Below are 12,967 nucleotides of genomic sequence, written 5' to 3'. Positions count from 1 at the left end.
GCGATGCGAGTCGTTCTTAGCGGCGGCGGTACGGGTGGACATATCTATCCGGCCGTTGCCATAGCAAGACAATGCGAGGCGGAGAACCCGGACTCGACATTTCTATATATTGGAGGAACCAGAGGGCTGGAAAGCAAACTGGTTCCCCAGGAAAATATTCCTTTTAAATCCATTGATATTACTGGTTTTCGGCGTAAATTGTCCATCGACAACCTGAAAACGGTCATGCGTTTCATCCAGGGTGTACGCAAATCTAAAAAAATGCTGAAGGAATTCAAACCGGATGTTGTGATTGGTACGGGTGGATATGTGTGCGGGCCTGTGGTGTATGCAGCAACAAAACTGGGGATTCCGAGTATAATTCATGAACAGAACGCTATTCCTGGTCTCACTAACAAATTTTTGATGCGTTATGTGGACACGGTTGCAGTTAGCTTTGAAGGTTCTGAAAAATCGTTTTCCGGTGCGAAAAAGGTGATCTACACCGGTAATCCACGAGCCACTACGGTAGCTCAGGCAAGCCGTGATCGTGGTTTTGCCACGCTAGGGGTACCGATGAACAGCCGTGTTGTTCTTGTGGTTGGTGGCAGTCGCGGAGCAAAAGCAATCAATCAGGCCATGGTGGACATGGCTCCAATGCTGGAACAACTGGATGATGTACATGTGGTTTACGTGACAGGGGATACCTATTTTGATGAAACGCGTGAAGCCATTCGCAGCTCACTCGGGACAATGCCAAACCATCTGCATGTTTTGCCTTATGTACATAACATGCCTGAGGTACTTGCCTGCACATCCTTGATTGTAAACCGCGCAGGGGCATCATTCCTTGCGGAGATTACATCACTGGGTATTCCTTCTATCCTGATTCCTTCACCCAACGTGACCAACAATCATCAGGAGGCCAATGCACGCACGCTTGAAGGTGGAGGCGCGTCACTCACGATGCTGGAGAAGGATCTTACAGGCAAAGTACTGTACGAAGCCATCGCAGGTATTATGAATGATGAATTGGGTCGCAAACGAATGGCTGAAGCCTCTCGTAAACTGGGGAAACCCGATGCAGCTGAAGTGCTTGTAAGTGAAATTCAACGTCTTGCTGCACGCCGGTGAAGTGCGTTTGTGGGCGATTGTCACACACATGACGGGACTGACATAAGATACCGTATAAATCGTGATCATCGTTCCATGGCGCCAGAACACGGTCTGTAGCAACAGAAGATATCGTGTTCATCGGTTTTGAAGCAAAGGAGGAATCAAACATGCACCAGTGGATATCGCACCTATCCCAGAATAATGTTGGCAGAGTTCTTGAAAACGAATCGCTAGCCAAATACACCACATGGAAGATCGGCGGTCCTGCGGATGCACTGGTCATTCCGGAGAATAAAGAGCAGATGATGAATCTCGTTCAATGGCTTCACAAGGTTCAGATTCCGTGGATGCAACTGGGACGGGGTTCAAACATGCTGGTATCAGACAAAGGAATACGTGGTGTTGTAGTGAAACCAGGCGCAGGCTTTGATTATGCCGAATTTCACGAGGGCAGCGTAACCGCCGGCGCGGCGCATTCTTTTGTCAAACTCAGTGTGGTTGCTGCCAAAAAGGAATGGACCGGTCTGGAATTCGGCAGCGGTATCCCCGGCACTGTCGGTGGAGCCGTGTACATGAATGCAGGCGCCCATGGATCGGATGTGTCACGGATATTCAAATTCGCTGAGATTGTACTGGAGACAGGGGAATTGGTGCGTTACAGCAAGGAGGACATGGATTTTGCCTACCGCCACTCTGTTCTGCATGACCGGAGAGGCATCGTGCTGGAAGCTACATTTGAACTTCAGCAGGGAGAGCGCAAAGTCATTTCGGAAGCCATGGCGGCTTACAAAGATCGCCGGCGCCGCACTCAGCCACTACAGATGGCATGTGCAGGCAGTGTATTCCGTAATCCCCCGGGTGATCATGCAGCCCGCTTGATTGAAGCAGCAGGGCTGAAAGGATTGACTCAGGGAGGCGCACAGGTATCCTCCATGCATGCCAATTTCATTGTCAATACAGGCCAAGCAACAGCAGAGGACGTTATCACCCTAATGCAGCAAATTCAGAGCACTATATCATCTCAAAACGGTATTAACCTGGTACCGGAAGTCTTCGTAGTGGGTGAGCGGTAAACCCCGGAGGTGATACATTGGACAAATTGGTGATTGAAGGCGGGAAACCCCTCTCAGGATCCATACGCATCCATGGAGCAAAAAATGCCGCTTTACCGATTATGGCCGCAAGTTTGTTGGCAGATGGAGAAGTTACGCTGCATAACGTTCCACACTTGCTGGACATTGAAGTGATGCTGTATATCCTGGAACGGCTTGGATGCACGTGTCGGCATGAACAGGGAACAGTGACGATTAATACCTCGTCTATCCGGTCATATGATGTGCCAGAAGATCTAATGAAGCAGATGCGCTCTTCCATTTTTTTGATGGGACCATTGCTGGCTAAGTTTGGGCAAGTGTCGGTGTACCAGCCAGGGGGCTGTGCCATTGGAGAACGCAAAATTGATCTTCACCTCCGGGGCCTGGAAGCGCTCGGAGCTTTGATTGAAGAGCAGGACCAACAGATTATCTGTCATGGGAAGAATCTGGTGGGTACCGATATTCATTTGGATTTCCCGAGTGTGGGAGCGACCGAGAATATCATGATGGCAGCCGTTATGGCTAGAGGAACAACAACCATTTGCAACGCGGCAAGAGAACCTGAAATACAGGATCTGCAGCATTTCCTTAATGCTATGGGTGCAAGCATCATTGGTGCAGGAACGGATACGATCACGATTAATGGCGTTGAGAAACTGAAGCCTTGTTCGTATGAGATTATACCGGATCGAATCGTTGCTGGAACCGTGATGATTGCAGCCGCGGCAACGCGAGGCAATGTTACGCTTACACACTGCAATCCTGCTCATCTTACTTCACTTATACATGTGTTGAAGCGCACTGGTGTTCAAATCACAGTCTGCAATGATATAATGACGGTGAGCTGTATGAGCCGTCCCAAATCAGTGGACCGTATTGTGACTTCTCCGTACCCTTCGTTTCCGACAGATCTGCAATCGCAAATCATGGTGCTGCTCAGTCTGGCAGACGGATTCAGTGTGATGAAGGAAACGGTATTTGAGGGCCGGTTCAAACATGTGGATGAGCTGAATGTAATGGGGGCTGATATTTCAGTCGATCTGAACGCAGCATTTATCCGTGGTGTTCCCCGTCTCTACGGGGCTACAGTAGAAGCAACCGATCTTCGCGCAGGTGCAGCTCTCGTTATCGCAGGCCTGGCAGCTCAAGGCAAAACGGTTGTGGAGCAAGTGCATCATATTGACCGGGGGTACGACCAGATCGAGAAGTTGTTCCAGAGTCTTGGAGCATCGGTTGAGCGACAGTCGCCCGTTTCGAAACAGTTGGATTTTGCCAATTAACGTCCTTGGCGTCCCCTTCTTGAAGGGAGGGGACCTGAGGCTTTGTGGAGCGCTACTTATGCCTAAAAGTCAAATTCCGGTTTTGAAGAAGAACCGGCCAAAAGGAAACACAAGCCGCAAAATTGTAATTATTCTTTTATTACTTTTTATTGTATTGCTCGCTGTATTATTCTTTCGTTCTTCCATGAGTCGGATTTCAGCAATTGAAATTACGGGTAATGTATACACAGCGACTCCAGAACTGCTGGAGAAAAGTGGTCTGAGAGAAGGCGATCAATTTTTTGGGACAACTACTGCCGAGGTTATTGAGCGTCTTAAGACAATCAAGGCGATTTCGACCGTTACCGTGGACAAGCAATTTCCGGGCATCATTCATATTAAAGTTCAGGAATATGCTACGGTGGCGTATGAACTTGGTACGGATGGTACGCTAAAAGCGATATTGGCCAGCGGGACAAGCTTGACGGTCCCGGCAACGATCGGTGTTGCGGTAGAGAAGCCGATATTGACCCAATGGAATGCTGATGATCCGCTCAAAGCCAAACTGAGTGAGACGCTGGCTAAAATTCCGAATGAATTGACGACGGATATTTCGGAGATTATCCCGAATCCTACGCCTTCATTTCCGGACCAGATTCGGATGTATACCAAATCACAGTTTGAAGTGATTACAACCGTCTCTCTTTTATCCGATAAAGTGGAGTATCTGAATCAGGTGATCGAGACCGAACGGCCTGGGAAAATTACTATGCTTGAGGCAGATACCTATGTACCTTTCATCCCGGATGACCCGGAGGATGATGCTGAACTGGGAGCAACCCCCTGATCTTTGCCATCATGAGGCCGAATTGATTATGAAAGCCTAGGCAGGTGGGGGTTTGGCCCCGTCAAAGCAATGAAACTTGTTCTTTCTGAGATGAAGAAAAAATGATACACTTGAACTTATGGCACATGAGTTGCCTCCTTCTTTTTTCTTCAAGGTTTTATGTCTATCAACCAGATTTTGACACCTAAAAACATTGTAGAAAAAAGAGGGAAAGCCTGAAGTGTGTTGAATATGTTTTAAGAGTGTTTAAACCCGAACGTAATTTACTATTGGAGTCAGGAGGTGCCACAGACTTGAGTAACAATGACATCATTGTTAGTTTGGACATCGGTACATCCAAAATTCGCGCTATTATTGGTGAAATGAATAATGGAGCCTTTAATATTATAGGAGTTGGATCTGCCGACTCGGAAGGAATTCGCAAAGGTGTAATCGTAGATATCGATCAGACGGTGCAGTCGATTCGCAACGCAGTGGATCATGCAGAACGTATGGTAGGTATTCAAATATCCGAAGTGTATGTTGGAATCTCGGGAAATCATATCGGACTGATGAGCAGTCACGGCGTCGTGGCTGTGTCTAACGAGGATCGTGAAATCGGAGAAGAAGACATGGAGCGGGTGTTGAAAGCAGCCGAAGTGATTGCAGTTCCGCCGGAACGGGAAATTATTGATGTTGTCGCCAAGCAATATGTTGTAGATGGCTTGGAGGGCATACAGGACCCCCGTGGTATGATTGGTGTTCGTCTGGAAGTTGAAGCGACAATCATTACGGGTGCAAAAACCGCGATACATAATCTTTTGCGCTGCGTGGAAAAAGCGGGTCTGAAAGTAAGCGATCTGGTACTCATGTCGCTTGGAGCGGGTCAACTGGCTTTGTCCAAAGATGAAAAAACGATGGGTTCAGTACTTGTGGATATTGGAGCAGGTGCAACAACCATCGCCATTTTTGAAGAAGACAGTCTTGTCGCAACATCAACGTTGCCTATTGGCGGGGAATTTGTAACGAATGATATCGCCTATGGCTTACGCACGTTAACGGATCAGGCGGAGAAGGTGAAACTGAAGTATGGTTGTGCCTGGTTGGATGATGCTGCTGCGGATGTGATGTTCAAGGTAACCCGAATCGGCAGTAATGTAGACAAGGAATTCTCACAGGAGGATCTGGCGGCTATTATTGAACCTAGGGTTCAGGAAATATTCCAGATGATATCTCAAGAAGTGAAGCGCCTTGGTTACAACGAGCTTCCTGGAGGTTATATACTAACGGGAGGTACGGTCTCTATGCCGGGGGTTCTGCAGGTCGCTCAGCATGAGCTTGCTGCTTCGGTACGAGTTGCAGTTCCGGATTATATTGGTGTGCGTGACCCTGGTTATACAAGTGGAGTCGGCATATTGCACAGTGTAATTCGCAGTTTGCGTATTCGTCCCTCGATCAATAACGGCAGTGGAAATAACAATAATAATAACAAGAAACCGACCAACCGTCCGAAGCCGAATGCGGCACAGGAATCGGAGCAAAAACCTGGTCTGTTCGAACGGCTGAAGAATATGTTCAGTGAATTTATATAACAGGTTGGATCCATTTCATACATTCTTGAAGCCGTCTGAATGCGCTGGTACTAAAATAAACGCTTTCGTTCGTCGATATATGAAATTGATTCGGTTCAAATCAAAAATTGGACGGGCCATCCATGCACATTGAGGGGGAGATGGAATAATATGTTGGAATTTGATTTCGAGATGGAGAGCTTGGCTCAAATTAAAGTCATCGGTGTAGGCGGCGGCGGAAGCAATGCAGTCAACCGTATGATTGAAAATGGTGTACAAGGTGTTGAATTTATTACGGTAAATACGGATGCGCAGGCGTTACACCTGGCAAAATCCGAGCATAAATTGCAAATCGGTGATAAATTGACTCGTGGTCTTGGCGCTGGCGCCAACCCGGATGTAGGTAAAAAAGCAGCGGAAGAGTCCCGCGATCTGATCATGAACACGTTGAAAGGTGCAGACATGGTATTTGTTACAGCCGGTATGGGTGGCGGTACAGGTACAGGTGCGGCTCCGGTTATTGCCGAAATCGCTAAAGAGTGTGGTGCACTTACAGTTGGTGTCGTAACTCGTCCATTTACATTCGAAGGACGCAAGCGTTCCAGCCATGCAGAGCAAGGTATTGAAGCCCTCAAGGAAAAAGTCGACACACTGATCGTGATTCCTAATGATCGTTTGCTCGAAATCGTAGACAAAAAGACACCTATGCTTGAAGCATTCCGTCAAGCGGATAATGTGCTTCGTCAAGCAGTACAAGGTATCTCTGATTTGATCGCAGTACCGGGTCTAATCAACCTCGACTTTGCAGACGTAAAAACAATCATGACCGAGCGAGGTTCAGCGCTGATGGGTATTGGTGAAGCAACTGGTGAGAACCGTGCTGCTGAAGCAGCTCGTAAAGCCATCATGAGTCCTTTGCTGGAAACTTCAATTGAAGGTGCGCGTGGTGTCATTATGAACATTACGGGTGGCATGAACCTGTCACTCTATGAAGTTAATGAAGCTGCAGAGATTGTTACTTCTGCTTCTGATCCGGAAGTGAATATGATCTTTGGTGCCATCATTGATGAAGATCTCAAAGAAGAGATTAAGGTTACGGTTATCGCGACCGGTTTTGAAGACAAACCTGCTTCACCACCACCAGGACGTAAACCAGCTCCAGCAACAACGGAGACAACGGATACGCGTTCGCCGAACCTGCGTCCGTTTGGAAATCAGCCGAGCAATGATCAGCTGGATATTCCGACATTTTTACGCAATCGTTCACGCAATAATAACAATGATTAATACACATATCAATTTATCGAAAACCCGGTGCTCCTGATGGAGTGACCGGGTTTTTTTATGTTCTTTAGATATCTTAGCATTTAGCAATGAACAAATTCTGAACATCAGGTATGCGCAATTCCGACAAAAAAAGTTGGAAACACACCCCCATGATTAGACAGACTTTGAACAGGGGGCTCCGTATACTTGTGAATATGCTCATGAATATCGGAATATCACTATTTCGATATGTTGGTTGCAGGTAGGTGAAGAGATTGGTTGTTTATGTGGATCTTATTTTTTTGACAAACCTGTGTATTGACGGTGCTCTCATCGGACTGACCGCCTGGATGCGCAAAACGAAGCTGGTCTGGTGGAGATGGTTGCTATCAGCCATTGTGGGCGCATTATACGTAGTCATGATGTTTGTGCCGGAGTTTGATTTTATGTTCACCTTTTTGATCAAGTTTGGATTCTCTCTGGTTATGCTCAGTATCGCTTTTGGTTTTAAGGGTCTGCAGGCTTTTGCGAGAACGCTCGGTACCTTTTATGTGATTAATTTTGTCGCTGCCGGAGGTATTCTGGGTGTGCATTACATGCTTCAGAGCTCCGGAGAGCTGTTTAACGGCATTTGGTTTACGGCTTCAGGTGGAATGTCATTTGATCTGAAGATTGCTTTCTGGTTCACGTTTATTGTATTTTTTGCTGTCCTGTTTTTATTCAAAGCTGTGCAAAGCTCAAAACGGAAAACGGATCGCATGACGACCTATTTGGGTAAAGTAGAGGTCTGCATCGATGAGGTAGTGATTTCTTGTACAGGCCTTCTGGATACGGGCAATCAGCTCACTGATCCCTTAACACGTATGCCGGTCATGGTGATGGAGGTTTCGTTATGGCAAGACATGTTACCTGCTTCATGGAAGGGCAGGCTCAAGGACGAGGCGCCGGACAACCTTATTATGGAGCTTGATCAAGAGAGTTTTCAGTGGCAGGATCGACTGCGGCTTGTGCCCTATCGGGGCATTAACAAAGGGACTGCGTTTATGTTGGCGATGAAGCCGGACCGGGTGAAGGTAACGATGGAGGAAACATGCTATGAGACGACAAGGGTATTAATTGGGCTGGATGGAGGTGTTTTGTCGTCGGATGGCAAATACCAGGCCGTGATTCATCCTGAACTCGTGCAAGACGCTGCTTCTGCGCAGTCTACGGCTCTCTCTGCGGGAGCAACAGAAAAGCCGCTGAATGTGGTATAGGAGGAACGTACATGCTTGTGAAATGGAAACTGGTGGCGCAGCTGCAATATTATCGTCTGTTATTTTTGTTGGGACTCAAAAGTGAAGAGATTTATTATATTGGGGGAAGTGAGGCACTTCCGCCGCCATTGACACGGGAAGAAGAAGAATTTTTGCTGCAAAAATTATCATCCGGAGACTCGGCTATTCGCGCGATGCTGATTGAGCGTAACCTTCGTCTGGTTGTATACATCGCACGTAAATTCGAGAATACAGGTATCAATATTGAGGATCTGGTTTCCATTGGAGCCATCGGATTGATTAAGGCAGTCAATACATTCGACCCGGAAAAGAAAATCAAACTGGCAACATATGCTTCACGTTGTATCGAAAATGAAATTTTGATGTATCTGCGACGCAATAGCAAGATCCGAACTGAAGTTTCTTTTGATGAACCGCTCAACATTGATTGGGATGGAAATGAACTATTATTATCCGATGTACTGGGTACAGAAAACGATACAATCTATCGGAATATTGAAGAGCAGGTAGACCGCAAACTGTTGCACAAGGCACTGGAAAAATTAACGGAGCGCGAGCGAATGATTATGGAGCTTCGTTTTGGCTTGACGGATGGGGAAGAAAAGACCCAAAAAGATGTAGCGGATCTACTTGGAATCTCCCAATCCTACATCTCTCGTCTCGAAAAAAGAATCATTAAAAGACTCCGCAAGGAGTTCAATAAAATGGTCTGAAATACATCGTTGATCAGAATGGGTATTACTGGCAAGGGTGCCAAGTACGAATAAAAAAGCCTGCCCCGGAGATAATGTACATTAATGTTTCTCCTTGGGAGGTAAATCACGATGACCCGAAACAAAGTCGAGATTTGTGGCGTGGACACCGCAAAATTGCCTGTCCTCACCAACACTGAAATGCGGGAATTGTTTCATTCCCTTCAGCAACACCATGATCGCTCAGCAAGAGAGAAATTAGTGAATGGCAACCTGCGTTTGGTACTTAGTGTCATTCAGCGTTTTAACAATCGGGGGGAGTTTGTCGATGATCTGTTCCAGGTTGGTTGCATCGGCCTGATGAAAGCCATTGATAATTTTGATTTATCCCAGAATGTCAAATTTTCAACCTACGCGGTGCCGATGATTATCGGTGAAATCCGTCGATACCTGCGTGATAATAACCCGATTCGGGTATCTCGCTCCTTGAGGGACATTGCTTACAAAGCACTTCAGGTCCGTGACAGCCTGACGAATAAAAATTCCCGGGAACCGACGATATTCGAAATTGCGGAAGTACTGAATGTGCCGAAGGAAGATGTTGTTTTTGCATTGGACGCCATTCAGGACCCGGTCTCGCTCTTCGAACCGATCTATCATGATGGCGGAGATCCGATCTACGTCATGGATCAGATCAGTGATGACAGAAATAAAGATGTGTCATGGATCGAGGAAATTGCGCTCCGCGAAGCGATGCATCGCCTTGGTCAGCGAGAAAAAATGATTCTGTCGATGCGGTTTTTCGAAGGGAAAACCCAGATGGAAGTGGCTGATGAAATTGGCATTTCTCAGGCTCAGGTCTCACGTCTGGAAAAGTCAGCAATACAGCAGATGCAAAAGCATGTAAAGTCGTAATACGAAGCAAGGACAGGAGGACGATCAATCGGGGGTGTGTATACCGTTGATCGTCTTTTTGTTTTTGGCGGTTTCCACATTCAATGAAAAACAGGACATTTTTCGCCCCTGAAACATATATTGTATAGAAGTGTAAGGAACGGACAGAAGAGGAATAACAGGGGGCGGAAATGAATGAAAGTGAATACAAGCGAAGTAGCGGCAAGAGGCATGAAAATCTCGGACTTTCAGACAAAGGATGTCATTAACATTACAGATGGCAAACGTCTGGGGCAGATCAGTGACTTGGAGCTGGATCTGAAGCAGGGACGAATTGAAGCGATTGTAGTGCCAGGGTATAGTCGCTTTATGGGGCTCTTTGGAGGGGGCACGGATCTTGTGATTCCCTGGAGAAATATTGTGAAGATTGGTTCAGATGTGATTCTGGTGAAGATGGATGAGGTTAAGGAAAACACGTATGACGAGCGTGATCGGGAAGCGCGTCTGTATGATGAACAGCAGCATAACCGCACAGAACGTGTGGAACGCATTGAACGATCGGAACGTAATCAGCGTCGAACGATATAAATGAGACAGAATGTGGCTCATTTGGTACACTGGAAGTGGTGAGGTGAGAGAATGGAACCATTTGTATTGAATAAGGAATTACTTGAACGGACAGTGAACCCAAATTCAGATTTCGGTTCTGACCCGTTATTATTATATGTTGCGCCTTGGAGAGATCAGTTTGAAAAGTTAACGATCGGGTTTACGACAAGACATGGTGGTGTCGGAAATGTTCCCTATGATACCCTCAATTGTGCTTATCATGTGGGGGATAATCCTGAAGCTGTACTTAACAACCGCAGGCTCGTAACCGAGAAGCTTGGTTTTGCAGCGGAAGCCTGGACCTGTGGAGAGCAGGTGCACGGCAAACATGTAGCTGTAGTTAAAGCTGAAGATCGGAGCAGGGGATTACTTGATCGTCAGTCTGCGTTGCAGGATACAGATGGATTGGTCACGAATGTGCCAGGCGTGTTACTGACTTCTTTTTATGCTGACTGTGTTCCGCTTTATTTCTATGACCCGGTTCAGCAGGCGGTAGGTCTTGCTCATGCCGGCTGGAAAGGTACAGTCGCGGGTATCGCTGTATCCATGGTGGAGACGATGGAACGAGAGTATGGAAGCCGCAGACAGGATATTCGGGCTGCCATCGGTCCGTCCATTGGGGATTGCTGTTATGAAGTGGATGAGGCGGTCATGCAGCATGTACGGGTTTGGTTTGAGGATTCACCGGTTAATGATAAATACGAGGATTCTGCTTCTAAACAAGCATATCGACCCGTGAATAACGGTAAAACGATGTTAAACTTGAAAGAATGTAATCGACACATTATGATGAAAGCAGGAATAATGCCGGATCATATCGAATGTACAACATGGTGTACAAGTTGTCATCCCGAACTATTTTTCTCCTATCGGAAGGAAAATGGTGTTACAGGGCGGATGGCGAGCTGGATTGGGCTGGAAGAGAGGTGACCCTCTGTGTCATTGGAGGAGCGTATACAACAGGTAAACCAGAAGATCGAGGATGCATGTCGGCGCAGTAACCGTCAACGTGATGATGTGAATGTGATTGCGGTCACGAAGTACGTCTCACTTGAAACAACGGGATCGGTGCTGGATCATGGTCTTGAGCATATTGGAGAAAATCGGTGGCAGGATGCGCAGGCCAAATGGGAAGCTTTTGGTCAGCAGGGCACTTGGCACTTTATCGGCCATTTGCAGACGAACAAGGTGAAAGACGTGATTGGCAAGTTTCGTTACATACATTCACTGGATCGTTTGTCATTGGCGAAGGAGTTGGATAAGAAAGCAGCTTCACTTGGCATCCAAGTGGAAACGTTTTTGCAGGTGAATATTTCGGGTGAAGAGAGCAAGTATGGCTTACAGCCTGAACAGGCAAGTTCTTTTTTGCGTGATATTCGTTCGTTCCACAATCTTAAGGTCGTCGGCCTGATGACCATGGCACCTCATGAGGAAGATCCGGAGCTGACGCGTCCCGTATTTCGTGGATTGCGTGAGCTGAGAGATCAATTGAATGGACAAGCCCTTACAGCAGAGCCATTGACTGAGCTGTCGATGGGGATGTCCAATGATTTTGAAGTGGCCATTGAAGAAGGTGCAACCTGGGTACGGCTAGGATCGATTCTCGTAGGAAAAGAGGAGGGTTCACGATGGGCGTAATGAATAAATTTATGAATTTCCTCGGACTTCAGGAAGAGGAAGAGATTGTGGAACGTGAACGAATGGCTGCGCAGGAGGAAAATGAGTCTGAACAACAGGAAGCTGAAACCTCCAGTCTCGATAAACGTAGAAACCAAAGGGGGAATAATGTGGTGAGCATTCATTCCCAGAAAAATGTTAAAGTTGTCCTGTATGAACCGCGTTCTTATGACGAGGCTCAGGAAATTGCCGACCATCTGCGTTCGCATCGTACCGTTGTGGTGAACTTGCAACGTATTCGCCAGGACCAAGCGCTGCGCGTTATTGATTTTTTGAGTGGCACGGTATATGCATTGGGTGGCGGTATTTCCAAAATCGGCGGAAACATTTTTCTCTGTACGCCAGATACGGTTGAAATTCAGGGATCAATTACGGAAATACTGGCTGACAGCGAGCAAGATTATAACAGAATGAGGTGAGCCGTTTTTGGAGTCGTTAGTTAATATTTTGGGTTTTGCATATCAAATTTACTTTTACATGGTCATCGTCTACATATTGATGTCATGGCTTCCCAACGCACGGGAAAGCTTCATCGGTGAATGGCTGGGCAAATTAGTGGAACCATATCTAAGTCCGTTTCGCCGATTTATACCGCCTTTGTTCGGTGTGCTGGATATTTCCCCGATTGTGGCGTTGCTTGTTCTTCGACTTGCGCTTGTTGGGTTGATCTCTATACTTGGATATTTTGCATAATAGGGTAGGGTGAC

The 12,967-nt window shown here is 46.8% G+C and carries 14 protein-coding genes; all 14 read left to right on the top strand.

Going from position 1 to position 12,967, the window contains the following annotated elements:
• The first annotated feature begins 3 nt into the window (after positions 1-3).
• The 14 genes from murG (at position 4) to M1D71_RS20370 (ending at position 12,953) form a co-directional block, all read left to right on the top strand.
• Positions 4-1,113, top strand: a complete 1,110-nt coding sequence (gene murG, locus M1D71_RS20435) for an undecaprenyldiphospho-muramoylpentapeptide beta-N-acetylglucosaminyltransferase (protein ID WP_145323174.1) — start codon at positions 4-6, stop codon at positions 1,111-1,113.
• A gap of 149 nt (positions 1,114-1,262) precedes the next feature.
• A complete protein-coding gene (gene murB, locus M1D71_RS20430; protein ID WP_458123426.1) occupies positions 1,263-2,168 on the top strand; it encodes a UDP-N-acetylmuramate dehydrogenase in 906 nt (301 codons plus the stop codon).
• A gap of 17 nt (positions 2,169-2,185) precedes the next feature.
• Entirely contained in the window at positions 2,186-3,469 is a 1,284-nt protein-coding gene (gene murA / locus M1D71_RS20425; protein ID WP_458123425.1) for a UDP-N-acetylglucosamine 1-carboxyvinyltransferase, read from the top strand.
• Between the two features lie 58 nt (positions 3,470-3,527).
• Positions 3,528-4,295 carry a cell division protein FtsQ/DivIB gene (locus tag M1D71_RS20420; protein ID WP_458123424.1) on the top strand — a complete coding sequence of 256 codons (768 nt, stop codon included), beginning with the start codon at positions 3,528-3,530 and terminating at the stop codon, positions 4,293-4,295.
• 293 nt (positions 4,296-4,588) lie between these two features.
• A complete protein-coding gene (gene ftsA / locus M1D71_RS20415; RefSeq protein WP_458123423.1) occupies positions 4,589-5,866 on the top strand; it encodes a cell division protein FtsA in 1,278 nt (425 codons plus the stop codon).
• A gap of 150 nt (positions 5,867-6,016) precedes the next feature.
• Positions 6,017-7,132 (top strand): cell division protein FtsZ, encoded by a 1,116-nt coding sequence (gene ftsZ, locus M1D71_RS20410; protein WP_145323164.1) that lies wholly within the window; start codon positions 6,017-6,019, stop codon positions 7,130-7,132.
• Between the two features lie 254 nt (positions 7,133-7,386).
• Positions 7,387-8,367, top strand: coding sequence for a sigma-E processing peptidase SpoIIGA (gene spoIIGA, locus M1D71_RS20405; RefSeq protein WP_458127312.1), 981 nt, complete (start codon positions 7,387-7,389; stop codon positions 8,365-8,367).
• An 11-nt stretch (positions 8,368-8,378) separates the two neighbouring features.
• Positions 8,379-9,101, top strand: coding sequence for an RNA polymerase sporulation sigma factor SigE (sigE, locus tag M1D71_RS20400; RefSeq protein ID WP_017687308.1), 723 nt, complete (start codon positions 8,379-8,381; stop codon positions 9,099-9,101).
• 111 nt (positions 9,102-9,212) lie between these two features.
• The gene (sigG, locus tag M1D71_RS20395; RefSeq protein ID WP_017687309.1) at positions 9,213-9,995 is read left to right on the top strand and encodes an RNA polymerase sporulation sigma factor SigG; all 783 of its coding nucleotides are present in this window, start codon (positions 9,213-9,215) and stop codon (positions 9,993-9,995) included.
• A 174-nt stretch (positions 9,996-10,169) separates the two neighbouring features.
• The gene (locus tag M1D71_RS20390; protein ID WP_017687310.1) at positions 10,170-10,562 is read left to right on the top strand and encodes a YlmC/YmxH family sporulation protein; all 393 of its coding nucleotides are present in this window, start codon (positions 10,170-10,172) and stop codon (positions 10,560-10,562) included.
• A gap of 51 nt (positions 10,563-10,613) precedes the next feature.
• Positions 10,614-11,513, top strand: coding sequence for a peptidoglycan editing factor PgeF (gene pgeF / locus M1D71_RS20385; protein WP_458123422.1), 900 nt, complete (start codon positions 10,614-10,616; stop codon positions 11,511-11,513).
• A gap of 6 nt (positions 11,514-11,519) precedes the next feature.
• Complete coding sequence (locus M1D71_RS20380; RefSeq protein WP_458123421.1) at positions 11,520-12,221, top strand: YggS family pyridoxal phosphate-dependent enzyme; 702 nt, start codon at positions 11,520-11,522, stop codon at positions 12,219-12,221.
• Positions 12,212-12,679 carry a cell division protein SepF gene (locus tag M1D71_RS20375; RefSeq protein WP_215077507.1) on the top strand — a complete coding sequence of 156 codons (468 nt, stop codon included), beginning with the start codon at positions 12,212-12,214 and terminating at the stop codon, positions 12,677-12,679. Before M1D71_RS20380 ends, M1D71_RS20375 begins: the two co-directional genes overlap by 10 nt.
• Before the next feature lie 58 nt (positions 12,680-12,737).
• A complete protein-coding gene (locus M1D71_RS20370; protein WP_051447375.1) occupies positions 12,738-12,953 on the top strand; it encodes a YggT family protein in 216 nt (71 codons plus the stop codon).
• Positions 12,954-12,967 lie beyond the last annotated feature (14 nt).

This window comes from Paenibacillus sp. Z3-2 (assembly GCF_054161325.1).
This window is presented reverse-complemented; position numbering and strand designations above follow the sequence as displayed.

Bases quoted from the DNA above. Each gene is read 5' to 3' on its own strand.
- M1D71_RS20420 (WP_458123424.1), top strand. From the start codon at position 3,528: ATGCCTAAAAGTCAAATTCCGGTTTTGAAGAAGAACCGGCCAAAAGGA.
- M1D71_RS20370 (WP_051447375.1), top strand. From the start codon at position 12,738: ATGGTCATCGTCTACATATTGATGTCATGGCTTCCCAACGCACGGGAA.
- murB (WP_458123426.1), top strand. From the start codon at position 1,263: ATGCACCAGTGGATATCGCACCTATCCCAGAATAATGTTGGCAGAGTT.
- sigG (WP_017687309.1), top strand. From the start codon at position 9,213: ATGACCCGAAACAAAGTCGAGATTTGTGGCGTGGACACCGCAAAATTG.
- murG (WP_145323174.1), top strand. From the start codon at position 4: ATGCGAGTCGTTCTTAGCGGCGGCGGTACGGGTGGACATATCTATCCG.
- sigE (WP_017687308.1), top strand. From the start codon at position 8,379: ATGCTTGTGAAATGGAAACTGGTGGCGCAGCTGCAATATTATCGTCTG.
- M1D71_RS20390 (WP_017687310.1), top strand. From the start codon at position 10,170: ATGAAAGTGAATACAAGCGAAGTAGCGGCAAGAGGCATGAAAATCTCG.
- M1D71_RS20375 (WP_215077507.1), top strand. From the start codon at position 12,212: ATGGGCGTAATGAATAAATTTATGAATTTCCTCGGACTTCAGGAAGAG.
- ftsZ (WP_145323164.1), top strand. From the start codon at position 6,017: ATGTTGGAATTTGATTTCGAGATGGAGAGCTTGGCTCAAATTAAAGTC.
- pgeF (WP_458123422.1), top strand. From the start codon at position 10,614: ATGGAACCATTTGTATTGAATAAGGAATTACTTGAACGGACAGTGAAC.